This window comes from Caballeronia sp. LZ033 (assembly GCF_031451265.1).
GTDB lineage: Bacteria > Pseudomonadota > Gammaproteobacteria > Burkholderiales > Burkholderiaceae > Caballeronia.
Genome location: NZ_JARUXQ010000004.1, coordinates 1168188 through 1192677 on the forward strand (window position 1 = coordinate 1168188; position 24490 = coordinate 1192677).

Consider the following 24490-nt stretch of genomic DNA (forward strand, 5'->3'; position numbering starts at 1 on the left):
CAAGTTCAGCTCCGACGAAGAAGTCGTGCGCATGGCCAACGACACCGAATTCGGTCTTGCCGCCTACTTCTACAGCCGCGACATCGGCCGCGTATGGCGGGTGGCCGAAGCGCTCGAATACGGCATGGTGGGCATCAACACCGGACTGATCTCGAACGAAATCGCACCGTTCGGCGGCGTCAAGCAATCCGGCCTCGGCCGCGAAGGCTCGCACTATGGCATCGATGACTACGTCGTCATCAAGTACCTGTGCATGGCGGTCTGATCACACGCTGAACGTTTCGATGCAGGCAAGCCTCGGCATTCCGGTGCCGGGGCTTTTTTTCGCATCGCGCAGATGGTCCGTCCTGCCATGCCGGACGGCGTCCCGCGCACCGAACCGGTAGAATTGGTTCCCTATCCGGCGCGGGCACTCGTGTCCGGCAGCGCGGGCGCTCATAGCCCACGCCCGCCGCTTCATCGATCTTCCAGGAGCGCTATGCGACGCTCGGCTTTCTTCATCCGCTTTATCGGTATCGGCATTCTGTTTCACATTTATGTCGGCGTGCGGCTCATCCCGGACGCGCCGGTGGGCCTGCCGCTCAAGGTGCTGGCCGCGGCGCTGCTGGTGGCGTCCGTGATCCTGATTCCCATCGGCATGGCCGCGCGCTCGCTCGAAACCCAGCCGCTCGCGGATCGTCTCGCCTGGTTCGGCCTGACCGCGCTCGGCTTCTTTTCCTCGCTGTTGCTGCTGACGTTCGCACGCGACGTCATGTTGTTCTGTGTCCACCTCATCGACTGGGTGCGCGGCGTGCCGGTGGGCTCGCCCACGCTGGTGGCCCGCAGCGCGCTGATCGTTCCGCTGCTGGCCGTGCTGTCTTCGGCAATCGGCTTTTACAATGCGCGCCGCCGCGCGCCGGTGGTGGACGTGGACGTGCCCATCGAGAATCTGCCCGCCGCGCTCGATGGCTTCACCATCGTGCAGATCAGCGACATCCACGTCGGGCCGACGATCAAGCGGCACTACGTGGAACGCATTGTCGCCGCCGTGAACGGACTTCAGCCCGATCTGATTGCGGTGACGGGAGACGTGGTGGATGGCTCGGTGCCCCATCTCGCCGACCACACTCGCCCGCTGGCCAAGCTGAGCGCGCGCCATGGCGCGTTTCTCGTCACCGGCAATCACGAGTACTACTCCGGCGCCGACAAGTGGATTGCGGAGTTCCGACGCCTCGGCCTCAACGTGCTGCTCAATCAGCACGTGGTGCTGGACCACGACGGCGCCCAGGCCGTGGTAGCCGGCGTGACGGACTATGGCGCGGGCAGCTTCGATCCCGCGCACCGCAGCGATCCGGCCCAGGCGATCAGCGGCGCCCCGCCCGACGCCGCCGTACGCGTGCTGCTGGCGCATCAGCCGCTCAGCGCGCCAGCCGCCGCCGACGCAGGTTTTACGCTGCAACTTTCCGGCCACACGCACGGCGGACAGTTCCTCCCGTGGAACTTCTTCGTGCGCTTGCAGCAGCCCTTCGTTGCCGGGCTGGTCAAGTTCAATGGACTGTGGGTCTATACGAGCCGAGGAACCGGCTACTGGGGACCGCCGAAGCGTCTGGGCGCACCTTCGGAAATCACACGGATACGACTGATTCCCTCGGCAGCAACGTAGGCTGCTTGACGCTCGAAAGACGTGACACGTTAATCAATGGAAAGGTGGACACGCGCCGCGATGTGCGACGCGCGTCCTGCGCTCGGGGAAAGCGCTGCATTCGAACAGGGGTAGAACGAATGCGCCGGGACTGACAGGCGGGGTCCCGTCAACCGGTTATAACAAGTTACGGGAACGTCGCGGCCGAGGCCATACGAATAATCCTAAAAACAGCCAGCCCTGTTCTCTCGCGCCGCCGACTTCAGGCCAGCGCCGCCAGCACTTGCTGCGTCGAGCGGATCCGCCCCATGCGCGGAAAGATGAAACGACAGGTCGATTCATGCGTGGCCGCGTTCAGATCGCTCATCGCGTCTTCGACGAAAATCTGCTGATAGCCACGTTCGTGCGCGCCGCGCGCGGTCGAATCGACACCGATGGCCGTCGCGATCCCGCCCAGCACGATCGTCTCGATGCCGCGTCGCCGCAGATGCGAATCCAGATCCGTGTTGTAGAAGGCGCCCCACTGCCGCTTGGTGACGATGATGTCGGACGGCTGCACGGCGAGTTCCGGACACAGGTCGCTCCAGCCGGCCGGCTCGGGCGTCTCCTGCGCCTGGCCCGCGTCGGTGATCGGGCGCAGGCCGCCGGGCCCGTTCGGAAACGCTACCCTGACGAGCACGACCGGCGCGCCGAGCGCGCGAAAACGGTCCGCGAGCGCGCGCGCATTGGCCAGCACGCTGGCGGAATCGTGCGGCTGCACGGGCAAGGCGGCGATGCCCGCCTGGAGATCGATCAGCACGAGTGCGCTTTGCGCGGCGGCAAGCTTGAGTTCAGGTGCGTTCATGAAAAGTAGCAAGAAGGAAACATGGATTTGAACCCGCGCTTTCAGGCGTCTTCCTGCCTGAAATCGAGCGCCGCGCCGTTCATGCAATAGCGCAGACCGGTGGGTTTCGGGCCGTCGTCGAACACGTGGCCGAGGTGGCCGCCGCAGCGCCGGCAATGCACTTCGTTGCGCATGTGGCCGGCGGCGTCGGCGTGCGTCGCGACCGAGCCGTCGAGTGGCTTCCAGAAGCTCGGCCAGCCGGTGCCGCTGTCGAACTTGGTCGCCGATGAAAACAGTTCGAGCGCACAGCCCGCGCACCGGTAGATGCCCTCGCGCCGCTCCTTGAGCAGCGGACTGGCGAACGGCGCCTCGGTGCCGCCGCGCCGCAGCACGCGGAATTGCTCGGCCGAAAGACGGCGGCGCCAGCCGGCCGCGCCGTGATCGATCTCGTAGGCCAGCGCGGGCGCGGAACGCGCGGCGGCGCTCGCGAAGAAGCCGGTCATTGCGCCGAAAACATGCCGCTTCGTGCGTCTCATGATTTTCATCCGGTGAACGCCCTCTTTGCTGGCCAGAACCACCGTCGGGTCAGGTCTTGATCCGGTAACCCGTCTTGAAGATCCACGCGACGATCGCGATGAACACTGCAAGGAATACTAGCGTCATGCCGAAACTCACGCCGACCTGGACATCGGCGAGCCCGTAAAAACTCCAGCGAAAGCCGCTGATCAGATACACGACCGGATTGAACAACGCGACGGTCTTCCAGAACGGCGGCAGTATGTTGATCGAGTAGAAGCTGCCGCCGAGGAACGTGAGCGGCGTGACGATGAGCAGCGGAATGATCTGCAGCTTTTCGAAGCCGTCCGCCCAGATGCCGATGATGAACCCGAGCAGGCTGAACGTCACCGACGTCAGCAGCAGGAACACGATCATCCAGAACGGATGGTCGATCCTGAGCGGCACGAACAGGCGCGCGGTCAGCAGGATGATGAGGCCCAGGATGATGGACTTGGTCGCGGCCGCGCCCACGTAGCTCACCACCAGCTCGAAGTACGAGACCGGCGCGGACAGCAGTTCGTAGATGGTCCCGGTGAACTTTGGAAAGTAGATGCCGAAGGACGCATTCGCGATGCTCTGCGTCAACAGCGACAGCATGACGAGGCCCGGCACGATGAACGCGCCGTAGCTGATGCCGTCCACTTCCGGGATGCGCGAGCCGATGGCCGCGCCGAACACGACGAAGTAAAGCGACGTGGAGATCACCGGCGACACGATGCTCTGCATCAGCGTGCGTCCGGCGCGCGCCATCTCGAAACGGTAGATTGCGCGAACGGCATGAAGATTCATTTGGCTTCCCTGACGAGGCTCACGAAGATGTCTTCGAGCGAGCTTTGCGTCGTTTGCAGGTCCTTGAAACGCACGCCGGCTTCGTCCACATGACGCAACAGCGCGATGATGCGGCCCGGTTCGTCGTGGGCGTCGTAGGTGTAGGTGAGTTCGCTGCCGTCCGCCGAACGCGCGAGGCCGTACGGCGCGAGCGGCGCGGGAATGGCGTCGAGCGGGGTTTCGAGTTGCAGCGTGAGCTTCTTCTGGCCGAGCTTGCGCATGAGTTCGCGCTTCTCTTCCACCAGCACGATCTCGCCGCGGTTGATGACGCCGATGCGGTCCGCCATCTCCTCCGCTTCCTCGATGTAGTGCGTCGTCAGGATGATCGTGACGCCGTTCTGCTGCAGCTCGCGCACGAGGTTCCACATGTCGCGGCGCAGTTCGACGTCGACGCCGGCGGTGGGTTCGTCGAGAAACAGGATCTCGGGTTCGTGCGCCAGCGCCTTCGCGATCAGCACGCGCCGTTTCATGCCGCCCGAGAGCGTCATGATCTTGTTGTCCTTCTTCGCCCACAGCGACAGCGACTTCAGCACCTTCTCGACATAGGCCGGATTCTTCGGCCGGCCGAACAGCCCGCGGCTGAAGGACACGGTGGCCCAGACGGTTTCGAAGGCGTCCGTGGTGAGTTCCTGCGGCACGAGGCCGATCATGGCGCGCGCGGCGCGGTAGTCCGTGACGATGTCGTGACCGGCCACGGTGACCTGGCCTTCGCTCGGATTCACGATGCCGCAGACCGTGCTGATGAGCGTGGTCTTGCCGGCGCCGTTCGGCCCAAGCAGCGCGAAGATTTCGCCGCGCCGGATCTCGAGATTGACGTGCTTGAGCGCGTGAAAGCCCGACCCGTAGGTCTTGGACAGATTGGAAACGGTGATGATGGTTGGCATGGCACGGACGATAGCAGATCGGGCGCGATCCGGCTTGGTCGGCTGGGGTCGGCCCGGGTCGTCCGTTCGGCCGATGTTCAGCGGGAGTCGCACTGCCTACAATGCACTGCTGATTGCACGGAGCCGACATCATGCTGTTCGAACAGATTCACACCACCTGCCTCAATGACGCGGACCTGCCCTGGGTGCCGTTCACGCCCTACAGCGAGCGCGTCCTGGTCAAGTACTTCAAGCTCGACCCGGTCCGCGGCGAGGTCATCGCGCTGATGAAGGCGCCGCCGCGGGGCGAGATGCCGCGGCATCGCCATACGGGTACGGTGATCGTCCATACGGTGCAGGGGCGCTGGAAGTATCGCGAGCACGACTGGATCGCAGCGCCGGGCAGCATCGTGTACGAGACCGCCGGATCGAGCCATACGCCCGAGGCGCTTGCCGATGACGCCGCGCAGGACGACATCGTCACGCTCAACATCATCCAGGGCGAACTGCTCTTCGTGAACGAACGCGGCCAGGTGCTCGCCAGCGAGAACTGGAAGACCGGCTGGGATCGGTATGCGGCTTACTGTCAGGCGAATGGCATCGAAGCCAGGGACCTGACGGCGTTCGGCTAGAACCGCCCGCTTTCTCGCTGGTTAGAATCGAACCCTCGTCGAACCTTCCGGCGCGCGCCGCGCCATCGACCATTCAGGCTTGCCGGCTGCCCGAGCCGGCGCACACACAGGGAGCAGCAGCATGAAGATTCAGACCGTCGGCATCGTCGGTGCGGGAACCATGGGCAACGGCATTGCGCAGGTCGCGGCCGTCGCGGGCTTCGAAGTCGTACTGATCGACGTCACCGAGGCCGCGCTCGCCAAAGGCGTCGCCACGCTCACCGGCAGCCTGGAGCGGCTCGTGTCGAAGGACAAGCTGGAGGCCGGCGCGCGCGATGCCGCGCTCAAGCGCATTGCCACGTCCACGGACTACGGGCGTCTGACTGACGCCGACATCGTGATCGAAGCCGCGACCGAGAACACGGAACTGAAGAACCGCATCCTGAAGCAGATCGAGGAAGCGGCACGCCCGGACGCGATCATCGCGTCGAACACCTCGTCCATCTCCATCACCGCGCTCGGCGCCACGCTTGCCACGCCCGAGCGTTTCATCGGCATGCACTTCTTCAATCCGGTGCCCTTGCTGCAACTGGTCGAGGTGATCCGCGGCGTGCAGACCAGCGACGCCACCGCCGCCGCCGTGCGCGAACTCACGGAGAAGCTCGGCAAGTCGCCTATCGGCGTGCGTAATTCGCCGGGCTTCGTCGTCAACCGCATCCTCGTGCCGATGATCAATGAAGCCTTTTTCGTGCTGTATGAAGGCGTGGCGAGCGCCGAGGAAATCGACGCCGGCATGAAGCTCGGCGCCAATCATCCTATCGGCCCGCTTGCGCTGGCCGACCTGATCGGCCTCGACGTGTGCCTCTCCGTGATGGACGTGTTCCTCAAGGACTTCGGCGATTCGAAATATCGCGCGTGTCCGCTGTTGCGCGAACTGGTTGCGGCGGGCCGGCTCGGCCGCAAGACGAAGCACGGCGTATACCGGTACGACTGAGTCCAACTGAGTCAGGTCGCAGCGGGCAGCCGCGCGCGGTCGTGCGCCGCGGTGAAATCGAGCAGCGGTCCGGCGGGCACGATGCCCGTTGGATTGATCGTCCGATGGCTCTCGTAGTAATGCCGCTTGATGTGCACGAAATTCACCGTGTCTGCCACGCCCGGCATCTGGTAGATCTCACGCGCATAGTTCGACAGGTTCGGATAGTCGGCAATACGCCGCAGATTGCACTTGAAGTGCCCGACATACACCGCGTCGAAGCGCACCAGCGTCGTGAACAGGCGGATGTCGGCTTCGGTGAAGCGCGGGCCCGTCAGATAGCGGCGCGACTGCAAGCGTGCTTCGAGGAAATCGAGCGTGTCGAAGAGCGGCAGCACGGCTTCTTCGTACGCGGCCTGCGTGGTCGCGAAACCGGCCTTGTAGACGCCGTTGTTGACCGTGTCGTAGATGCGCGCGTTGAGTGCGTCGATGTCCTCGCGGAGTTCGTGCGGGGTGTAATCGCCGGGCAGTGCGCCGATGCCGTCGAACGCGGAATTCAGCATGCGGATGACTTCCGACGACTCGTTGTTGACGATCGTCCCGCGCGCTTTGTCCCACAGAACTGGCACCGTCACGCGGCCGCTGTAGTTCGGATCTGCGGCGGTGTAGACCTGATGCATGAAGCGCGCGCCGTTGATCGCGTCGGGCACGACGCCCGGCCCGTCCGCGAAGGTCCAGCCGTTCTCGAGCATCAGCCAGTGGACGACCGAAACGTCGATCATCCCCTGCAAGCCCTTGAGCGCCCGCATGATCAACGCGCGGTGCGCCCACGGACACGCGAGGCTCACGTACAGGTGGTACCGGCCCGCTTCGGCGCGAAACCCGCCCTCGCCGCTCGGACCGGGCGCACCGTCGGCCGTGACCCAGTTGCGAAAGGCCGCTTCCTTGCGCACGAAGCGCCCGCCCGTGGATGCCGTGTCGTACCACCCGTCCTGCCATTTGCCATCGACCAGAAGTCCCATTTCACACGCTCCCTGTAGTGTTCCCGCAGCGCGGTGCAAGACGCGCGCCGCGGCAATCGGGTGGATCAGTTGGACGCAGGCGTGTCGATGAAACGCACGAGTTGCGCCATGGTCACGTCCGGTGCTTCTTCCATCAGCCAGTGTCCGCTGCCGGGCACGACCACGCCCTGCACGTCCGTCGCAACGAGCTTCGCCTGGTCGAGCAGGAACGTGCCCGAAGCCCGCTCGCCGGCGAGAACGATCATCGGCATCGGCAGCGGCGTCCGGGCGAACGCGGCGAAGTCCTCCGCGTCTTGCGGGAACGTGTGGAAATACTCGAATCCCGCGCGCATGCGGCCGTGGCGTGCGTATTGTGCCGAGTAATAACGGCGGTCGGCTTCGCTCAGGGAATGCGCGGAATCAGCGGCGAAGTCGTTCCAGAAGTGTTCGAAATACACGCGCTCACGCCCGCGCACGAGTTTTTCCGGCGTGTCGCCGTAGAAATTGAAGTGCCATTTGTCGCGCAGCAGCCAGACCTTCTGCCAGTCGCCGACGCCGGGCAGGAAAGCGTCCATCAGCACGATGCTGTCCACTTCGTCCGGATACTGCGCCGCGTAGGCATAGGCGACCATCAGTCCGATGTCATGCCCCACCAGCTTCACCTTGCGATAGCCGAGCGCACGCACCATCGCATGGATATCCTGCGCGAGCGTCTTCTTGTCGTAGCCCGTGGCGGGCATCGCGGACTCGCCCGCACCCGGTAAATCGGGCGCCAGGACCAGGCGGTCGGCGGCCAGCCGCGTCATCAGCGGCCGCCACATGTGGCTGGTTTCGGTGTAGCCGTGCAGCAGCACGACCGGCGTCGTCGCGTCGCCGCTCCCCGCTTGCAAGTAGTGAAGTTCCATACCGTTCGCATCGATCATGCGCGACTGGATCGCCGTCGAGGCGGATGCAGCCTGCGCGACCGGCAGCAACGCGGCCGCCGCGAGCAGTGCGCCGACCATAGGGCGCAGGAAAGGCAGCAATGAGTTCATCGTTTAGTTCCGCCGAAAGAGTGTTATCCGATGGCTCCAATCTTCGGCGCACCGCCTGCTTTTGCCGTACGATGCCGCGGATGAACTCGTTCGATGGAGTCGAACATGTTGTCGGAGGACGAACTCGCACTGCTCGACGCCATCCGCGAAACCGGCAGCCTGTCGCGCGCGGCGGCACGGCTGGGACGGGCGCCGTCGACGGTCTCCCACGCGGCGCGGCAACTGGAAACGCGCTTCGACGCCCTGCTCTTCGACCGGCGCCGCTACCGCCTGCAACTGACGCCCGCCGGCCATCTGCTCGCCGATGAAGCCGCGCGCCTGATGCTCGACGTCGGCCGGCTCGCGCAGCGCGTCAAGCAGATCGCGAGCGGCTGGGAAGACCGGCTGTGGATCGTGTGCGACGAGATCCTCGAATTCGAGACGATGCTCCCCGTCGTGCAGGCGTTCGACGCGCTCGGGTCCGGCGTCACGCTGCGCCTGACGCACGAGGTGCTGAGCGGCACCTGGGAAGCCCTGCGCGACGGCCGCGCCGATCTGATCGTCGGCGCCACGAACGAGCCGCCCGCCATTCCGGGCCTGCGCTGGTTCGAACTGGGCGTGATGGAGTGGGTGTTCGCCGTCGCGTCGCGCCATCCGCTCGCCCAGACCTCCGGTCCGCTCCGGCGCGAAGAGATCGCGGCGCATCGGGCGGTGGTGGTGGCGGATTCGTCGCGCGCCACAGGACGCGCCTATGGCGTGCTCGGCGGCCAGGCGGCGCTCGCGGTACCCAGCATGCGGGCGAAGATTCTCGCGCAGCGTCAGGGGCTCGGCACGGGCTGGCTGCCGCGCCATCGCATCGCGTCGCTGCTGGCGCGCGGCGAACTGATCGAGAAACCTACCGCCGATCCGCGCGAGCCCAACGTGCTGTACGTGGCATGGCGCGGCGATCACGAAGGACGTGCGCTGCAATGGTGGATCGAACAATTGCGTCAGCCGCGTCTCGCGAAGCATCTCGTCGACGGGCTCGACGCCTTCGCCTGATCTTTCGCCGTAAAACATCGTTACATTTGCTGGGCGCAAACCGCGACGGATTTTCGGCGCCCGCTGCGTTCAAGTTCTCGTCACCACTCTGAAAAGACGAGACCTTCATGACCCACCGATCCCTGCCCCTGCGCACCGCCCTGCTAGCACCGGTCCTGGCCGTTTCGTTCGGCGCGTTGCACAGCGTCGCCGCGCATGCACAAGCCGTTGTCGTTGCACCGGCGGTCGTTGCAGCGCCGGTCGCCCCGCCGCCGCCGCCCCGGGTCGAACCCCCGCCGCCGCCCCGCGCGGGCTATGCGTGGGATCCGGGCCACTGGCGCTGGGGACCCGGCCGCTATGTCTGGGTACCTGGCCACTGGAAGGCGGTACGCGTGGGCCACCACTGGGCCCCGGGACACTGGGCACGGCGCGGGCCGAATTATTTCTGGGTCGAAGGACATTGGGCCTGAGTCCGGCGCCCTGCTTCCCACGCCGCGACACATCTCGCGGCAGCACGTCAACCGTCGCCGCCGTGAGCACCTATCATCTGATTGAAGGACTGCATCATGCTGAAAGCACTGCTGGCCGCGGCGCTCGCGGCCGTGACGCTCGCCGGGTGCGTCGTGTATCCGGCGCACGCCGCCTACTATCGCGGACCGGTCGTCGTCTATTGACGATGTCAACAACCATGACAATCCGGCCGCTCACCGCGTGCAACAGGAACCGACACGACCTTGAACGAACCAGATCCGGATACCCGCCTCATCGCCCGCGTCGGCAAGCGGGAATCGGGCGCCGTTCGCGAGATCGTCGAGAAGAAGCTGCCGCGCATCGTTGCGCTTGCAACGCGCATGCTCGGCGATCGCGACGAGGCGGACGACGTGGCCCAGGAAGCCTTCATGCGCATCTGGAAAGCCGCGCCGGACTGGGTGCCCGGCGCGGCGCGCTTCGATACCTGGCTGCATCGCGTCACGCTGAACCTGTGCTACGACCGGCTGCGGCGCCATCGGGAGGCATCCATGTCGGACGAACTTCCGGAACAGGAAGATGCCGCGCCGCTGCCCGACGAGCGCATCGAAGCAAGCGACACCAACCAGCGTCTCACGTCTGCGCTCGCACGCTTGCCGGCGCGCCAGCGCGAGGCTCTGGTGCTGCAGTACTACCAGGAACTGTCGAACGCGGAGACCGCCGATCTGATGGGCGTGAGCGTCGAAGCGCTCGAAAGTCTGCTGGTCCGTGCGCGCCGCAATCTCAGGACCGCTCTCGAGGACCTGGCCCGCGGTCAGGGCGGATCTGATGACAGAGCCCCCAAGGAGCAACGATGACCCCCGACCGATTTCGTTACCTCACTGAAGCTTATGGGGCGTCCCCGGAACGCTGGCCCGCCGGCGAACGCAACGCCGCCCTCGCCCTCCTCGCCGACGGCAACGCCGACGCACACGCGGCACTGGCCCTGGCACGCACGCTCGACGGCATGCTCGACGCCCACGCCGTTGCCCGACCTGCGCCGGCACTCGCGCGGCGCATCATCGCTTCCGCACCGCCGCGGCCTGCGCGCGCGCCGTGGCTCAATCCGCGCCTGTGGTTTTCGGGCGTGGGTTTTGTCGGCGTGGGCGCAGCCGGCATCGCGGCGGGCGCGTTGTTGGTGACGCTGCTTGCACCCGCATCCGTAACGTATGAACACCTACACGGCGGATTTGAACAAACCCTTTCGGGCACCGCGTTCGGCGGCGCTTCGGATTGGAGCGATGAATGAGTTCACGCGCGCTGAAGGCGCTGACTGGCGTGTCGATCGTGCTCAACGTGTTCCTGCTCGGCTTGCTGGCGGGCGGCGTGTACTACCTGTCCGGTCCGCTCAAGGAACAGTTCTGCAAGCCGGCGGCGGCGCCGCGCGGCATCGGCTTCGCGGCGGCGGACCTTTCCCCGGACCGGCGCAAACAGCTGCGCCAAGCCTTGCGCGAGATGCGCCTCGCGAACCAGCCGCTGATACGGGAATCGCGCGAAGGGCGGATCGAGATCGCGCACATTCTCGCCGCGCCGACCTTCGACCGCCAGGCGCTCGACAACGCCCTCGCCCGCACCCGTCAGGCCGATGTCACCATGCGCGCGCTGACCGAAGGCACGGTGGCCGCGTTTGCCTCGACGCTCACCTTCGACGAACGCCTGAAGCTGGTCGGCGCGATGGAGCGCAACGGCCCGCTGCGCGCCGTTCCGCCCGAGGACCGGCCGCAGCTTCAGCCGCAGCCGCAGCCCCCACGGCAGCCCTGACGGCTGCACGCTGCCGATAGCATCCTGCCTCCGGAGACGACCATGAGCCTTGCGCCGCCGCTCACGCCTGCCGCCATCGCGTTGAACCGCTTCGGCCTGGGCGCGCGTCCGGGCGAACCGCTGCCCGCCGACCCGCACGGCTGGCTCACGCAGCAGCTCGATCCCGCCCGCGGCGGGTACGTTCCGATGCCTGCCGCGCTGGCCACTCAGCCGGCCAGCGCGGCGCTCGCCGAACGTTTCGCGGAACGCCAGCGGGCCTTGCGCGACGCCAGCGACGCCGACCGGCCCGTGCTGCGCAAGCAATACGGCGACATGATCCGCGCGGTGTATGTCAGCGCCGTCGATGCCCGCGTGACGAGCGCGCTCGGCACCGGGACGCCGTTCGTGGAACGCCTGGTGCATTTCTGGGCGAACCACTTCGCGGTGTCGATCGAAAAGCCGCCGGTCGCGCTGCTGGCCGGCTCGTTCGAGAACGAAGCGATCCGCCCGCACGTGCTCGGCCGCTTCGAGGACATGCTGGTGGCCGTGGAGCGCCATCCGGCGATGCAGATCTTCCTGGACCAGCCGCGTTCGATCGGCCCTGACAGCCCCGCCGCCGAACGCGCCGAAATGCGCGATCCCGCCCGCAAGCGCGGCCTGAACGAAAATCTCGCGCGCGAGATCATGGAATTGCATACGCTCGGCGCGCGCACCGGCTATACGCAGGGCGACGTGACCGAATTCGCCCGCGCGCTCACCGGCTGGAGTCTCGGCGCGATGTCCGCGCGGGCTGCGCAGGCTGCAAGCAATCCCGCCGATCCGACGCCGCCCGGCCAGTACACATTCCGCCCGCGCCTGCACGAACCGGGCGTGCGCACGGTGATGGGCCGTCAGTACGCACAGGACGGCGAAGCGCAGCCGCTCGCGGTGCTGCACGATCTGGCCGCGTCGCCCGCGACGGCGCGGCACATCGCCGACAAGCTCGCGCGTCACTTCGTCGCCGATACGCCGCCGCCCGCGCTGGTCGAACGGCTCGCGAAGGTTTTCGGCGATAGCGGCGGCGATCTGCCCGCGGTCTATCGCGCGCTGGTCGAAGCGCCGGAGGCGTGGCCCGCGACGCCGACCAAGTTCAAGTCGCCATGGGACTGGACACTTTCCTCGTTACGCGGACTCGGCCGCACCGGCCTGGAAAACATGCACGCCGCGCCATTGCTGCGGCAGCTCGGGCAGCCGGTATGGCGACCCGGCTCGCCTGCCGGCTACGACGATGCCGCCGCAAGCTGGGCCGCGCCGGATGCGCTGGTGCGCCGCGTGGAGATCGCGCAGCGCTTCGCCGCGCACAGCAGCGCAACGCTCGACGCCCGCGCGCTCGGTCCGCAACTGCTGGCGGGCTCGCTGTCGGAACCGACAGGCAGCGCGGTGGCGCGCGCCGAAAGCGCGCAGACCGCGCTGGCGCTGCTGCTGGTATCGCCCGATTTTCTGAGGAGATGAACGCATGCTGACCCGTCGCCGATTTCTCCGCTGCGCAGGCGCAAGCGCCGGCGCGATGCTGATTGCGCCGCAACTCGTGCTGGCGTCCGCCGAAACCGAACGCCGCTTCGTCTTCGTGATCCAGCGCGGCGCGGCGGATGGCCTGAACATCGTCGTGCCCTATGGCGATCCGGCCTACGCGGCGCTGCGCGGACCGCTCGCCATCGACGCCGCGACGGCCACCAAGCTCGACGGCACGTTCGCGCTTCATCCGTCCTTGCAGACGGCCGCGCAGATGTATCGCGACAAGCAGGCGCTGTTCGTCCACGCGGTGGCGTCGCCGTATCGCGAGCGTTCGCACTTCGACGGCCAGAACGTGCTCGAAACCGGCGGCAGCGCGCCGTATCAGTTGAAGGACGGCTGGCTTAACCGTCTTCTGTCGATGCTGCCCGCACCGCGCGCCGACGCCGTCGCCCTCGCGCCGACCGTGCCGCTCGCGCTGCGCGGCCGCGCCGATGTCACTTCCTATGCGCCGTCCGGACTGCCGCAGGCTCCGGACGATCTGATCACGCGCGTCTCGCAGCTCTATGCCGGCGACGCGCAACTGCACCCGTTATGGGACGCCGCGATGCAGGCGCGCGGCCTCGCCGCCGACGCCGGCGCGCGGCAGGATCCGGCCAGCCTCGGCAAGCTTGCGGCGACCTTCCTGAGCAAGCCCGACGGCCCGCGCATCGCGATGATCGAAACCGGCGGCTGGGACACGCACAGCGCGCAGAACCCGCGTCTTGCCACGCAGCTGAAAGCGCTCGACGCGATGCTCGGCGCCCTGCGCGATGGACTCGGCACACACTGGGCCGACACGACCGTGCTGGTGGCGACCGAATTCGGCCGCACCGCCGCGGCCAACGGCACGGGCGGCACGGACCACGGGACGGCGTCGGCGGCGCTGCTGCTGGGCGGCGCGGTGGCGGGCGGACGCGTGCTCGCGGACTGGCCGGGACTGGCGAACGCATCGCTGTATCAGGCGCGCGACCTGAAGCCGACCCTCGGACTCGATGCCGTGATCGCGCACGCGGCGGGCGAAAGCTTCGGCATCGATCCGCAACGCGTGGCGGCCTCGCTGTTTCCTGAAGGCAGCACGGCAATGTTGCGCGAACGCTTGCTGAGAAGCTGAACTACTCTGGTTCCATCGCACGCGCCACGAACCTGACGTCCGGCAAGGCTGCGACACATTTTTAGTAGTATGGATTGAGCTGCCGTTATGATGGCGGCGGTTTTTCTGCGCTCAGGCTTGCCGGATCGCCGGCTTTCGCTTATCGCTGATTCAATTCAGGCGCGCACGTTCGAGGCTTCGTCCGCACGCCTCGCGCCCCCGTCCACTTCCCTCCATACCATCATGTCCACCACGCCCAATCCCGCCAACACTCCCCCGCCGCGTCAGCCCGTGGACATCGCCCGAATCCTGCTCGTCATCACGATACTCGCGGCGCTGACCGTCGGCAGTCTCTATGTGCTGCGCCCCTTCCTGCCGGGGCTCATCTGGGCCACCACGATTGTCGTGGCGACCTGGCCGCTGATGGTCGCGGTGCAGCGCCGCGCCGGCAACCGCCGTTGGGTAGCGACGAGCGTGATGCTGCTCGGGCTCCTGATCGTCATCGTGCTGCCGCTCTATGAAGCCATCTCGACGCTCGCGCTGCACGGCGGCGAAATCATGGCCGCCATCAAGACCCTGCCTTCCTACGCGCTGCCTCCGCCGCCCGGCTGGATCCACGACGTGCCGCTCGCCGGCGAACGCATCGCCAAGGAGTGGCAGATGCTGTCCGACGCCGGCCCCGGCGGCCTGCTCGCCAAGCTCGAACCCTATGTGACCGTCGCTGCGCGCTGGATGCTTTCACACGCGGCCGTGGTCGGCGTGTTCGTCGTGCATATGGTTATCACCGTGATCATCTCGGGCATCCTGTACATGAACGGCGAAGCGGCGGGACGCTTCATCACGCGCTTCGCGACGCGCATCGCCGCGCAGCGCGGCGCCGAAGCCGTCAAGCTCGCCGGCCTTGCGATTCGCGCGGTGGCGCTCGGCATCGTGGTCACGGCCGTCACGCAATCGGCGCTGGGCGGCATCGGCCTCGCGCTCGCGGGCGTGCCCGCCGCGGGCATCATCACGGCCGTCATGCTGATGCTGTGTCTCGCGCAGATCGGGCCGCTGCTGCCGCTGCTCGGCGGCGTCGCCTGGCTGTTCTGGCATGGCGCGCATGTCGCGTCGATCCTGTTGCTCGTGTGGTCGATCATGATCGCGATGCTCGACAACTTCCTGCGCCCCATCCTGATCCGGCGCGGCGTGAACCTTTCCATGCTGCTGATTCTGTCCGGCGTGCTCGGCGGCATGTTCGCGTTCGGCATCGTCGGTTTGTTCATTGGCCCGGTGATTCTCGCCGTGACGTCGACCATCCTCAACGCGTGGATCAACGAGCAACCGCCGCTGCCGCAAGTCGAAGCGATGCGCGGCGCGGCGCCCGCTGGTGATCTCGCGGACACAGCCAGACGGCAGCCCTGACGCCGATACAAAAAAAGCGGCGAAGCCTGAAAGCTCCGCCGCTCTGCTTCACCATGCTGCACGCCGCGCGCGCTTATTTCACGCCGCTCAACGCCGAAGTCGCGATCGAAGGCACCGAGATGTTATTGGCCTTCGCGTACTGCACGGCCTGCGTGAGCGTCTGCACCAGCGACTGCAACTGCCCCGGCGCGGACTGCGCGATATAGCTCGCGGCCTGTGCCGTACCCGGGTTCGAGCCGGCCTGCAGCAGCGACGACATGTTCATCGAGTTCTTGACCGCGCCGAGACCGGATTGCAGGCCCGCGTACTGTTGCACGCCTTGACCGAGTGAGGCGAGGCCGTCGCTGAAGGTCTGCTTGCTGGCGGCCGTCGGCGGCGTGGCCGCGCCGTTCGAGAATGCCTGCAGCAGCGATTGCGACACGCTCTGTTGCGTGCCGCCGAGTTGCGACAACACGCTCGTGCTCGGCGCGCTGCCGGCCGTTGCACCCGACAGCAATCCCGCCGCCGACTGCGCCTGACTCGCGGCGCTCGACATGCCCATCGCCGATGCAAGGCTCGACTGCCCCGTCAGCACTTGCTGATTCGCGCCGAGATAGTTCTGCACGAGCGAGCCCAGCGCCGAAGGCTGCGCGGCCTGATTCGACGCCGCGCCGGCGACATCCGACTTGGCGCTGCCGAAGCCGAACTGCTGCAGATTGAGTTGCGCGTACGATGCGGCCGGAGCCAGCAACGAGAATGCAATGCCCGATGCAATGATTGCGCGGCGCGCTGCGGGTTTCGACATGATCCGTCCTCCTGTTCGATGGGTCCGATGCTGAATCAGGGCGATTCGACCATCGGTCCGGAGGACGGTTCGGCGCGGAAACATTTGCTTGCGAAAATCGTCGGGGGAATGCGTTTTGCGCGGGTTATCCCGCGAGCGCGCCGCGTCATGCCGATACGGCGCTTCCGAACGTTTCAACCTGCCTTGCTGGTCTGACGCAACTCCGGGAAATCCTCTTCCCAGAACTCGAATTCGCCGCGCGCGCCGTCTTCCGTACGCGCCGCTTCCTGGCGACGCAGATCGACACGGCGGATCTTGCCGGAGATGGTCTTCGGCAACTCGGCGAATTCGAGCCTGCGGATGCGCTTGTAGGGCGCCAGGCGCTCGCGCGAAAACGCGAACACGCTGCGCGCCAGATCCGGGCCGATGGCATAGCCATGACGCAGCGTGACAAAGGCCTTCGGCACCGCGAGGCGCAGCGGGTCGGGACTGGGCACGACCGCAGCTTCGGCGATCGCCTCATGCTCGATCAGCACGCTCTCGAGTTCGAACGGGCTCAGCCGGTAGTCCGATGACTTGAACACATCGTCCGCCCGGCCGACATAGACGAAATAGCCGTCGCTGCCGCGTAACGCCACATCCGAAGTGCGATAGAAACCGCCGCGCATTGCGGTCTCCGTGGCCTTCGGATTGTCCGCATAGCCGGTCATCAGGCCGAGCGGCGGCGGATCGAGCGCCAGCGCGATTTCGCCCTCTTCCGCCTCCATGCCGTCCGGATCGAGCAGCGCGACGCGATAGCCCGGCAGCGGCCGGCCCATCGCGCCGGGTACGAGCCGTTGTCCCGGCGTGTTGGCAATCTGCGCGGTGGTTTCGGTCTGACCGTAGCCGTCGCGGATCGACAGGCCCCACGCCGTCTGCACGCGCTCGATGATCTCCGGATTCAGCGGCTCGCCCGCGCCGACGATCTCGCGCAGCTTCACCGCATACGACGCCAGCGGCTCCTGCACGAGCATGCGCCAGACGGTCGGCGGCGCGCACAGCGTGGTGACTTCGTGCTCGACGAGCACTTCCAGCGCGCGAGCGGCGTCGAAACGGCTGAAGTTGTAGATGAACACGCAGGCCCGCGCGTTCCATGGCGCGAAAAAGCAGCTCCACGCGTGCTTCGCCCAGCCGGGCGAGCTGATGTTCCAGTGCACGTCGCCGGGTTGCAGGCCGATCCAGTACATCGTCGACAGATGTCCCACCGGATAACTCTGGTGCGTATGCGCGACGAGTTTCGGCTTCGAGGTCGTGCCCGACGTGAAATACAGCAGGTAAGGATCAGCGGCATTCGTTTCGGCATCCGGAGCAAACTCCGGCGACGTTTCGTAAGCGGCGCCGTGATCCAGCCATCCCTCGCGCGCGCCGCCCACCGCGATGCGCAGCCCCGGCACGTCGATGCCGTCGAATTTTGGCGTATCGGCGGCATCGACGATCACATGCTGCACGCGACCGAGCGCGATGCGATCGCGCAAGTCGGCGGGCGCGAGCTGCGTCGTCGCGGGCAGGACGATGGCGCCGAGCTTCATCGCGGCAAGCATTACATCCCACAGTTCGACGCGGTTCGGCAACATCAGCAGGATGCGTTCGCCACGCGCGACACCCAGGCCGCGCAGATGATTCGCCACGCGCGCCGAACGCTCGCTCATCTGCGCGAACGAAAGGCGTGTCGCGCCGCCGCTTTCATCGACGATATGCAAGGCCGGCGCGTGATTGTCGCGGGCCATCGGATCGAAGTAATCGAGCGCCCAGTTGAAGCGGTCGAGCACGGGCCATTTGAAGTCGCGATAGGCCGTGTCGTAATCCGTGCGATGCGCAAACAGAAAATCTCGTGCTTCGATGAAAGCCGTGGCGTCGTTCATTGCGTCTCCGTGATTTTTATAGGGGCACCGCTCAGACGTTGCGCGCGATCACCATCCGCTGCACTTCGCTCGTGCCTTCGTAGATCTGCGTGATGCGTGCATCGCGATAATGCCGCTCCACCGGGTAATCCTCCAGATAGCCATAGCCGCCGTGGATCTGGATGGCATCGGAACACACGCGCTCCGCCATTTCCGAGGCGAACAGCTTTGCCTGCGACGCCTCCGACAGGCACGGCACGCCTTCCGTGCGCATGCGCGCCGCGTGATGGATCAGGAGGCGCGCGGCGTTGATCTGCGTCTGCATGTCGGCCAGCTTGTTGGCGACCGATTGATGTTCATGGATCGGCCGGCCGAACTGCACGCGTTCGCGGGCATAGGCGCGGGCCGCGTCGAAGGCCGCGCGGGCGATGCCCAGCGCCTGCGCCGCAATGCCGATGCGCCCGCCCTCCAGATTCGACAGCGCGATTTTCAAACCCTCGCCGCGCTGGCCGAGCAGATTGGCGGCGGGAATCGCGCAGTCGTCGAAGGTGATCGGGCAGGTGTCGGACGCGCGGATGCCGAGCTTGTGCTCCGGCGCGCCGACGTTGAAGCCCGGCGTGTCCTTCGGCACGATGAACGCCGAGATGCCGCGCTTGCCCTGTTCCGGGTCCGTGACCGCGAAGACGATCGCCACGCCCGAGCGCGCGCCGTTGGTCACGAACTGCTTGCTGCCCGACAGGACCCACTGGCCGTCGCGTTCCACGGCGCGCACGCGAAGGTTGTTGGCCTCGGAGCCGGCCTGCGGTTCGGTCAGGCAGAACGCGCCGATGACCTCGCCGCTCGCGAGCTTCGGCAGCCACTCGGCCTTTTGCGCGTCGGTGCCGTAGGCGAGGATCGGTCCGCAGCCGACCGAGTTGTGCACGCTCATCAGCGTCGCGCACGAGGCGCAGCCGGCGGCGATCTCTTCCATCGCGAGGGCGTAGGCGGTGTAGTCGCTGAAGGTGCCGCCCAGCTCGGCGGGCACGATCATGCCGAGCAGGCCGAGTTCGCCCAGTTGCCGGATGACGCTGTCAGGCAGCGCGCCTTCGCGGTCCCATTGGCCCGCATCGGGCGCGAGGACTTCGGTCGCGAACTGGCGCGCCGCGTCGCGGATCATGCGCTGCTCTTCGGTGAGGAATGGGTCGATCATGGTCCTGGTCTGAAAGGTCTTGAGGTCGGCGCCGTGTCGCGCGGCATCGATCGTGTAAGCTTGCTGGCCGCCCATGCTGGTGGACGTCGGCGGTCATCCGTTCGAGTCTAGGCAATCGCCGGACCCTGGCCGATGCCCGAAACGATCACGCTAACTGAGCGCTTTGGCCACCTAGTGACAACCCCAAGTCCTGACAAGCACCTCGAGCACGTCGAGCACGTCGAACGCGATTCGATCGCCGTGAGTCTCGTCGAAGCCGCGCTGCGCTGCGCCGAAGCGCGCGGGGTCGCGCGCGACGGCTTGCTGGCCGCGGCGGGCATCGCCCCGACGATGCTGGCCTCGCCGCGTGCACGCGTGTCGCCGCTGCAGTACGGCAAGTTGTGGCACGCAGTAGCCGACGCCCTCGACGACGAATTTTTCGGCCAGGACGCCCATCCGATGCGACGCGGCAGCTTCGTCCTGATGTGTCACGCGGCGCTCTCGTCGCGCGACGGCACGCAGGCGCTAACGCGCATCGCGGACTTCATGCGGCTGGTGCTCGACGAACTGCGCTTCACGCCCGACATCGACGGCACACGCGTGCGCATCTGGCTCGACGACCGTGGCGATGCCCGCACGATGTTCGCCTACGCGACCGGCTTCATTCTCGTGTACGGGCTGCTGTGCTGGCTGGTCGGCCGGCGCATTCCGGTGCTGGCCGCGCATTTGCGCTGCCCTGAACCCGAGGCCGGCGACGAGTACCGCCTGATGTTCTGCGACGACATGCGTTTCGGCGCGGCGCGTTCGTTCGTCGATCTCGATGCCGGATGCGCGACGCTGCCGGTCGTGCAGACGCGCGCGACGCTCAAACGCTTCCTGCGCGCGGCGCCGGCCAACTTCATCGTGAAGTATCGCAATCCGGATTCATTGACGGCGCGCATCCGACGGCACCTCAGGGAGACGCCGCCCGCCGACTGGCCGGAAGCGGAGCCGCTGGCCGCCGCGCTCAACATGGCGGAGGCGACGCTGCGCCGGCGGCTGAAGCAGGAAGGCTCGACCTACCGGGCGATCCGGGACGCGCTGAAGCGCGATCTCGCCATCGCGCGTCTTGCGCATACGCGGGAAACGATTCCGCAGATCGCCGACGCACTCGGCTTTGCCGAGCCGAGCGCATTCCGGCGCGCCTTCCGGAAGTGGACGGGCGTGCGCCCCGCCGATTACCGTCGGGGGCGCTGACTGCGGGGGCGCAGCGGGGCTGCTATATTGAACTTTCGCCTCGCCTCACCGGCATGAACCGACGACCCGCACGGAGCGCACCATGACGAAGCCCAGCCGCGACGACCCTGCCAAGCAGGACCTCCCCGACGAAGATGCCTTGCTCGACGAGGCGCTGGAAGAAAGTTTTCCGGCCAGTGATCCGATCGCCGTGCATCCCGAGCGGGAACGGCGCGACGAGGACAAGAAGCAGTAGAAAATCAATCGCCCGTTTCGGGTTCGTCGGGCGCCGTGAGCAGCGTCACGAGCTTCTCGACATGCTGATGCAGCAGCTTGACGTGCTTGTCGATCTGCTCCAGGCGTCCGGTGAGATCCGCCTTGGCCGCTTCGCTCATGCGGTCAGAGGCGATCAGTTCATCCACTTTCGGCTGCATCGCATCGACCTGCAACAGCCCGAGCTGCCGTTCGAGGCGGCGCAGGTCCTGAGACAGCAGTTCGCGATTCTTGCGGAACAGCAAGTCACGCCGGTTGTTCTCCGCCTGCTGCTGCGCGAGGTCGGCGACCCGTCGCGTCGCCTCGGTCTGGGACAGCAGGGGCTCCGGGCCGCGCAGCACCGAGCGCTTCGGCGCCGGATGCGCGGTGCCGCGGAATACGGCCATCGGGGTTTCTTCATCGAGCGCGCGCTGCACTTCCGGCGGCACTTCGGCCGGGCTGTGGCGCTCATCCATCCAGTGCGGCGGCAGACCCGCCACCAGCTCGATGCCGCGCACGAATTCCTCATTGAAGTCGCGCTGACCCGCGACGATGAGCTTCATGAACGACGGCGAGAAGTTCATCATGCGCGCGAGGCGTCCGGCGCCTCCCGGCGAGCCGACCAGCACGCTCAGATTGGCGCGCCAGACGACAAACAGCGTTTCGTCGAAATCTTCCATGAACAGGCTCCAGGCAGACCGAGGCTCGACCCCGCCATCGGTGTAGCGCGCGGAGTGCGCGCGCATGCAACTCCGGTTCCCGATTACGCTGGCGCGCTGCACATGGCGCGCCGTCACAACCCGCATCAAACACCATACTGGCGCCATCGGCAAGCCCGGCGGTGTGCGCGGCCCGTCCGGACGCGGCGCGGCTGCCACACCGTGATTCGTGGCAGCCGGCCTGCGACGCTTACGGTTCGTTGCGCAGATAGCCTTCCTTGCTCGGCTCGAGCATGCGGAAGGACACGACGAACGAGATGAAGCACATCACCGTGACATACCAGAAGAAAGCGGATTCGTTGCCCGCCGACTTGAGCCACAACGCAACGTATTCCGCCGAGCCGCCGAAGATCGCATTGGCGACCGCATACGAAAGGCCCACGCCCAGCGCACGCACTTCCGGCGGGAACATCTCCGCCTTGATGAGACCGCTGATCGACGTATAGAAGCTCACGATCGCCAGCGCCACCACCACCAGCACGAAGGCCATCACCGGACTCGTGACGCCCGACAGCGCATGCAGCAGCGGCACGGTGCCGAGCGTGGCGAGGCCGCCGAACCAGAGCATCGAGGTGCGCCGGCCGATCCGGTCCGACAGCGCGCCGAACACCGGCTGCAACAACATGTAGACCAGCAGCGCGGCGGTCATCACGTTGCTGGCCGTCTTCGCATGCATGCCGGCCGTGTTGACCAGATACTTCTGCATGTAGGTCGTGAACGTGTAGAAAATCAGCGAGCCGCCCGCCGTGAAGCCCACCACGGTCATGAACGCGGCCTTGTGCTGCATCAGGCCGGCCAGCGTGCCGGCTTCCTTGCGATCCCGCGTTTCGGCGGTCGAGGTTTCATCGAGCGAACGGCGCAGGTACAGGGAAATCAGCGCCGCGCACGCACCGATGAAGAACGGAATGCGCCAGCCCCAGGCCTTGAGTTCGTCGGTCGAGAGGAAGAACTGCAGCACCACGAGCACCAGCAGCGCCCCGAGCTGGCCGCCGATCAGCGTCACATACTGGAACGACGCGAAGAAGCCGCGCCGGCCGCGCAGGGCCACTTCACTCATGTAGGTGGCGCTGGTGCCGTACTCGCCGCCCACCGACAGGCCCTGGAACAGCCGGGCGATCAGCAGCAGGAACGGCGCCCACGCGCCGATGCTCGCGTAGGTCGGCAGGAAGGTGATGACGAGCGAACCGCCGCACATCATCAGGACCGAGATCATCATGGCGTTGCGGCGGCCATGCTTGTCGGCGATACGGCCGAACATCCAGCCGCCGATGGGACGCATCAGGAAGCCCGCCGCGAACACGCCTGCGGTGTTGAGCAGCTGCACGGTCGGATTGCCGCCGGGGAAGAACGCCGCCGAGAAGTACAGCGCGAGGAACGAGTAGATATAGAAGTCGAACCACTCGACGAGGTTGCCCGACGAAGCGCCGACGATCGCAAAAACGCGGCGCCGCGTGTCCTCCGCGGTGTAGGCAGGAAAGTCATTCATGTCGTGTCTTGATCTCTTGGTCGTTGTGCAAATGACGCGTCCCGGGGCTCGTGACCCCGGTGCGGAATGCTCCTGGCGGCATTCGGGCGCCAGTTTATACGACGATCCGCGCGGCGGCGCGTGCCGGACAGGCGGGCAAACGCCCATTGCGGGCGGGTCGGGCGGCGGGTTTGGGCGCTTCGCATGACCCGCACGACAGCTCCGGAAAGTCCCCCCAGGCTTGTGGCAAAGGCATTCGCGCGGCTTGCAGAAGTTTGATTCGCGGCTTTCAGGCAATGACTCGACCGCGTCCCACATGTCGACTTAGGTAATTACCCTTATTCGAGACTTTATCCATCATTTATCGATAAAGTCTCGGAATCCAGAGACAGCCCACGTGAGGTCCGCATGAATCCACACGCTCCGATCCTCGACGCCGCGCTGGCGTCGAAATTCGCCCAGGTCGCGCTTGGCCACCTGACCCGCGAGTATCCCAACAAGCTCGATCACGTCATGGCCGACGCCGCCGACGTGCAAAGTCCGCGCGCGCTGCATCCGATCTTCTATGGCAGCTTCGACTGGCATTCCTGCGTGCACGGCTACTGGCTGATCGCGCGGCTGCTCGAGCGCTTTCCCGATCTGCCCGAGGCGCCGCGCATTCGCGCCGTGATCGACGAACATTTCACTGAGGCGAACGTCGCGGCTGAGGTCGCCTATCTGCGGCGCCCCGCTGCGCGCGGCTTCGAGCGGCCCTACGGCTGGGCGTGGCTGCTCGCGCTCGCGGGCCAGCTGCGTTCGATGACTTCCGACGATGGCCGGCGCTGGGCCCGGACGCTGCAACCGCTCGCCGATGCGTTCGTCGCGCGCTTTACGGAGTTCCTGCCGAAATCGACCTATCCGCTCAGGGTCGGCACGCACTTCAACATGGCGTTCGCGCTGACGCTCTCGCTGGGCTATGCACGCGTGGCACAGGACGCGGACTTCGAACGTTTGCTGAACGCGACCGCGCTGCGCTGGTTCGAGAAGGACGCAGCCTGCCAGGCATGGGAACCCGCCGGCGACGAATTCCTTTCGCCCTCGCTGATGGAAGCCGTGCTGATGCGGCATGTGCTGACGGACGGGCACTTCGTCGGTTGGTTCGACGGCTTTCTGCCGCACATCGCGGCGCGCGAGCCCGCGACGCTGTTTACGCCGGCTACCGTCACGGACCGGAGCGACGGCAAGCTCGCGCATCTCGACGGCCTGAATCTGAGCCGTGCGTGGTGCCAGCGGACCATCGCACGCGCCTTGCCTGCCGGCGATGCTCGCATCGCCGTGCTTGTTGCGAGCGCGGACGAGCATCTTGCGTCGGGGATTGCGCATGTCGCAGGGGACTATATGGGCGAGCACTGGCTCGCTACGTTTGCGCTGCTGGCGCTCGAAGCCTGAGCGGGTTGACTTGTTCCG

Annotated in this window: 25 protein-coding genes and 1 pseudogene; 15 read left to right on the top strand and 11 right to left on the bottom strand. The window is 66.4% G+C overall.

What is annotated here, in order from left to right; translation table 11 throughout:
* Window positions 1–265: aldehyde dehydrogenase family protein (locus tag QCE62_RS32600; RefSeq protein WP_309927038.1), on the top strand; the 265-nt coding region annotated here is incomplete at its 5' end.
* Between the two features lie 213 nt (window positions 266–478).
* Window positions 479–1642: a metallophosphoesterase gene (locus QCE62_RS32605; protein ID WP_309927041.1), complete on the top strand. Its 1164-nt coding sequence runs from the start codon at window positions 479–481 to the stop codon at window positions 1640–1642.
* Between the two features lie 241 nt (window positions 1643–1883).
* Here QCE62_RS32605 and QCE62_RS32610 read toward each other — a convergent pair whose 3' ends face one another.
* Genes QCE62_RS32610 through QCE62_RS32625 form a run of 4 tightly spaced genes read right to left on the bottom strand, consistent with a single transcriptional unit; the run spans window position 1884 to window position 4714 of the window.
* On the bottom strand, window positions 1884–2465 hold the full coding sequence (locus tag QCE62_RS32610) for a hydrolase (RefSeq protein ID WP_309927044.1): 582 nt from the start codon (window positions 2463–2465) through the stop codon (window positions 1884–1886).
* A gap of 41 nt (window positions 2466–2506) precedes the next feature.
* The gene (msrB, locus tag QCE62_RS32615) at window positions 2507–2989 is read right to left on the bottom strand and encodes a peptide-methionine (R)-S-oxide reductase MsrB (RefSeq protein ID WP_309927046.1); all 483 of its coding nucleotides are present in this window, start codon (window positions 2987–2989) and stop codon (window positions 2507–2509) included.
* 40 nt (window positions 2990–3029) lie between these two features.
* A complete protein-coding gene (locus QCE62_RS32620; protein ID WP_309819416.1) occupies window positions 3030–3791 on the bottom strand; it encodes an ABC transporter permease in 762 nt (253 codons plus the stop codon).
* A complete protein-coding gene (locus tag QCE62_RS32625) occupies window positions 3788–4714 on the bottom strand; it encodes an ABC transporter ATP-binding protein (RefSeq protein ID WP_309927048.1) in 927 nt (308 codons plus the stop codon). The genes QCE62_RS32620 and QCE62_RS32625 overlap by 4 nt, the downstream gene beginning before the upstream one ends.
* A gap of 131 nt (window positions 4715–4845) precedes the next feature.
* Between QCE62_RS32625 and QCE62_RS32630 the strand changes: the two genes are divergently transcribed.
* Together QCE62_RS32630 and QCE62_RS32635 are read left to right on the top strand one after the other, a co-directional pair.
* Window positions 4846–5325 (top strand): 2,4'-dihydroxyacetophenone dioxygenase family protein, encoded by a 480-nt coding sequence (locus tag QCE62_RS32630; protein ID WP_309927050.1) that lies wholly within the window; start codon window positions 4846–4848, stop codon window positions 5323–5325.
* Window positions 5326–5446: 121 nt separating this feature from the next.
* Window positions 5447–6298 (top strand): 3-hydroxybutyryl-CoA dehydrogenase, encoded by an 852-nt coding sequence (locus QCE62_RS32635; protein WP_309927051.1) that lies wholly within the window; start codon window positions 5447–5449, stop codon window positions 6296–6298.
* Window positions 6299–6309: 11 nt separating this feature from the next.
* Here QCE62_RS32635 and QCE62_RS32640 read toward each other — a convergent pair whose 3' ends face one another.
* Both QCE62_RS32640 and QCE62_RS32645 read right to left on the bottom strand, forming a co-directional pair.
* A complete protein-coding gene (locus QCE62_RS32640) occupies window positions 6310–7299 on the bottom strand; it encodes a glutathione S-transferase family protein (protein WP_309927052.1) in 990 nt (329 codons plus the stop codon).
* Window positions 7300–7364: 65 nt separating this feature from the next.
* On the bottom strand, window positions 7365–8312 hold the full coding sequence (locus QCE62_RS32645) for an alpha/beta hydrolase (RefSeq protein ID WP_309927053.1): 948 nt from the start codon (window positions 8310–8312) through the stop codon (window positions 7365–7367).
* Between the two features lie 105 nt (window positions 8313–8417).
* On the opposite strand from QCE62_RS32645, the gene QCE62_RS32650 reads away from it, so the two are divergent.
* From QCE62_RS32650 to ydiK, 8 genes and pseudogenes are all read left to right on the top strand, one after another.
* Window positions 8418–9332: a LysR family transcriptional regulator gene (locus tag QCE62_RS32650; protein ID WP_309927055.1), complete on the top strand. Its 915-nt coding sequence runs from the start codon at window positions 8418–8420 to the stop codon at window positions 9330–9332.
* A 107-nt stretch (window positions 9333–9439) separates the two neighbouring features.
* Window positions 9440–9781: a hypothetical protein gene (locus QCE62_RS32655; protein WP_309927058.1), complete on the top strand. Its 342-nt coding sequence runs from the start codon at window positions 9440–9442 to the stop codon at window positions 9779–9781.
* 252 nt (window positions 9782–10033) lie between these two features.
* A pseudogene (locus QCE62_RS32660) lies at window positions 10034–10636 on the top strand (RNA polymerase sigma factor); the annotation flags it as partial.
* Window positions 10633–11067 (top strand): hypothetical protein, encoded by a 435-nt coding sequence (locus QCE62_RS32665; protein ID WP_309927060.1) that lies wholly within the window; start codon window positions 10633–10635, stop codon window positions 11065–11067. The pseudogene QCE62_RS32660 and the gene QCE62_RS32665, both read left to right, overlap by 4 nt.
* Complete coding sequence (locus QCE62_RS32670; protein ID WP_309927062.1) at window positions 11064–11579, top strand: periplasmic heavy metal sensor; 516 nt, start codon at window positions 11064–11066, stop codon at window positions 11577–11579. The genes QCE62_RS32665 and QCE62_RS32670 overlap by 4 nt, the downstream gene beginning before the upstream one ends.
* Before the next feature lie 42 nt (window positions 11580–11621).
* Complete coding sequence (locus QCE62_RS32675; RefSeq protein ID WP_309927064.1) at window positions 11622–13049, top strand: DUF1800 domain-containing protein; 1428 nt, start codon at window positions 11622–11624, stop codon at window positions 13047–13049.
* A 4-nt stretch (window positions 13050–13053) separates the two neighbouring features.
* Window positions 13054–14202: a DUF1501 domain-containing protein gene (locus QCE62_RS32680; protein ID WP_309927066.1), complete on the top strand. Its 1149-nt coding sequence runs from the start codon at window positions 13054–13056 to the stop codon at window positions 14200–14202.
* Window positions 14203–14424: 222 nt separating this feature from the next.
* Window positions 14425–15582, top strand: a complete 1158-nt coding sequence (ydiK, locus tag QCE62_RS32685; protein ID WP_309927068.1) for an AI-2E family transporter YdiK — start codon at window positions 14425–14427, stop codon at window positions 15580–15582.
* A gap of 73 nt (window positions 15583–15655) precedes the next feature.
* Here ydiK and QCE62_RS32690 read toward each other — a convergent pair whose 3' ends face one another.
* From QCE62_RS32690 to QCE62_RS32700, 3 genes are all read right to left on the bottom strand, one after another.
* Window positions 15656–16366, bottom strand: coding sequence for a hypothetical protein (locus QCE62_RS32690; RefSeq protein WP_309927071.1), 711 nt, complete (start codon window positions 16364–16366; stop codon window positions 15656–15658).
* A gap of 173 nt (window positions 16367–16539) precedes the next feature.
* Window positions 16540–18246, bottom strand: a complete 1707-nt coding sequence (locus QCE62_RS32695; protein ID WP_309927072.1) for an AMP-binding protein — start codon at window positions 18244–18246, stop codon at window positions 16540–16542.
* 31 nt (window positions 18247–18277) lie between these two features.
* Complete coding sequence (locus QCE62_RS32700) at window positions 18278–19411, bottom strand: acyl-CoA dehydrogenase family protein (RefSeq protein WP_309927555.1); 1134 nt, start codon at window positions 19409–19411, stop codon at window positions 18278–18280.
* Between the two features lie 177 nt (window positions 19412–19588).
* Here QCE62_RS32700 and QCE62_RS32705 point away from each other — a divergent pair, with 177 nt between their 5' ends.
* Window positions 19589–20629, top strand: a complete 1041-nt coding sequence (locus tag QCE62_RS32705; protein ID WP_309927075.1) for an AraC family transcriptional regulator — start codon at window positions 19589–19591, stop codon at window positions 20627–20629.
* Window positions 20630–20711: 82 nt separating this feature from the next.
* On the top strand, window positions 20712–20864 hold the full coding sequence (locus tag QCE62_RS32710) for a hypothetical protein (protein ID WP_309819382.1): 153 nt from the start codon (window positions 20712–20714) through the stop codon (window positions 20862–20864).
* A 4-nt stretch (window positions 20865–20868) separates the two neighbouring features.
* Here the strand turns inward: QCE62_RS32710 and QCE62_RS32715 are convergent, their stop codons facing one another.
* Both QCE62_RS32715 and QCE62_RS32720 read right to left on the bottom strand, forming a co-directional pair.
* Window positions 20869–21540, bottom strand: a complete 672-nt coding sequence (locus QCE62_RS32715) for a hypothetical protein (protein WP_309927079.1) — start codon at window positions 21538–21540, stop codon at window positions 20869–20871.
* A 229-nt stretch (window positions 21541–21769) separates the two neighbouring features.
* Window positions 21770–23065 (bottom strand): MFS family transporter, encoded by a 1296-nt coding sequence (locus QCE62_RS32720; protein WP_309927081.1) that lies wholly within the window; start codon window positions 23063–23065, stop codon window positions 21770–21772.
* Window positions 23066–23452: 387 nt separating this feature from the next.
* Between QCE62_RS32720 and QCE62_RS32725 the strand changes: the two genes are divergently transcribed.
* Window positions 23453–24472 (top strand): DUF2891 domain-containing protein, encoded by a 1020-nt coding sequence (locus QCE62_RS32725; RefSeq protein ID WP_309927083.1) that lies wholly within the window; start codon window positions 23453–23455, stop codon window positions 24470–24472.
* Window positions 24473–24490 lie beyond the last annotated feature (18 nt).

Coding starts and splice junctions, on each gene's coding strand:
- QCE62_RS32690 (WP_309927071.1), bottom strand. CDS start 16,366: ATGTCGAAACCCGCAGCGCGCCGCGCAATCATTGCATCGGGCATTGCA.
- QCE62_RS32720 (WP_309927081.1), bottom strand. CDS start 23,065: ATGAATGACTTTCCTGCCTACACCGCGGAGGACACGCGGCGCCGCGTT.
- msrB (WP_309927046.1), bottom strand. CDS start 2,989: ATGAAAATCATGAGACGCACGAAGCGGCATGTTTTCGGCGCAATGACC.
- QCE62_RS32670 (WP_309927062.1), top strand. CDS start 11,064: ATGAGTTCACGCGCGCTGAAGGCGCTGACTGGCGTGTCGATCGTGCTC.
- QCE62_RS32630 (WP_309927050.1), top strand. CDS start 4,846: ATGCTGTTCGAACAGATTCACACCACCTGCCTCAATGACGCGGACCTG.
- QCE62_RS32695 (WP_309927072.1), bottom strand. CDS start 18,246: ATGAACGACGCCACGGCTTTCATCGAAGCACGAGATTTTCTGTTTGCG.
- QCE62_RS32640 (WP_309927052.1), bottom strand. CDS start 7,299: ATGGGACTTCTGGTCGATGGCAAATGGCAGGACGGGTGGTACGACACG.
- QCE62_RS32675 (WP_309927064.1), top strand. CDS start 11,622: ATGAGCCTTGCGCCGCCGCTCACGCCTGCCGCCATCGCGTTGAACCGC.
- QCE62_RS32620 (WP_309819416.1), bottom strand. CDS start 3,791: ATGAATCTTCATGCCGTTCGCGCAATCTACCGTTTCGAGATGGCGCGC.
- QCE62_RS32715 (WP_309927079.1), bottom strand. CDS start 21,540: ATGGAAGATTTCGACGAAACGCTGTTTGTCGTCTGGCGCGCCAATCTG.
- QCE62_RS32645 (WP_309927053.1), bottom strand. CDS start 8,312: ATGAACTCATTGCTGCCTTTCCTGCGCCCTATGGTCGGCGCACTGCTC.
- QCE62_RS32625 (WP_309927048.1), bottom strand. CDS start 4,714: ATGCCAACCATCATCACCGTTTCCAATCTGTCCAAGACCTACGGGTCG.
- QCE62_RS32605 (WP_309927041.1), top strand. CDS start 479: ATGCGACGCTCGGCTTTCTTCATCCGCTTTATCGGTATCGGCATTCTG.
- ydiK (WP_309927068.1), top strand. CDS start 14,425: ATGTCCACCACGCCCAATCCCGCCAACACTCCCCCGCCGCGTCAGCCC.
- QCE62_RS32610 (WP_309927044.1), bottom strand. CDS start 2,465: ATGAACGCACCTGAACTCAAGCTTGCCGCCGCGCAAAGCGCACTCGTG.
- QCE62_RS32635 (WP_309927051.1), top strand. CDS start 5,447: ATGAAGATTCAGACCGTCGGCATCGTCGGTGCGGGAACCATGGGCAAC.
- QCE62_RS32710 (WP_309819382.1), top strand. CDS start 20,712: ATGACGAAGCCCAGCCGCGACGACCCTGCCAAGCAGGACCTCCCCGAC.
- QCE62_RS32680 (WP_309927066.1), top strand. CDS start 13,054: ATGCTGACCCGTCGCCGATTTCTCCGCTGCGCAGGCGCAAGCGCCGGC.
- QCE62_RS32665 (WP_309927060.1), top strand. CDS start 10,633: ATGACCCCCGACCGATTTCGTTACCTCACTGAAGCTTATGGGGCGTCC.
- QCE62_RS32650 (WP_309927055.1), top strand. CDS start 8,418: ATGTTGTCGGAGGACGAACTCGCACTGCTCGACGCCATCCGCGAAACC.
- QCE62_RS32655 (WP_309927058.1), top strand. CDS start 9,440: ATGACCCACCGATCCCTGCCCCTGCGCACCGCCCTGCTAGCACCGGTC.
- QCE62_RS32725 (WP_309927083.1), top strand. CDS start 23,453: ATGAATCCACACGCTCCGATCCTCGACGCCGCGCTGGCGTCGAAATTC.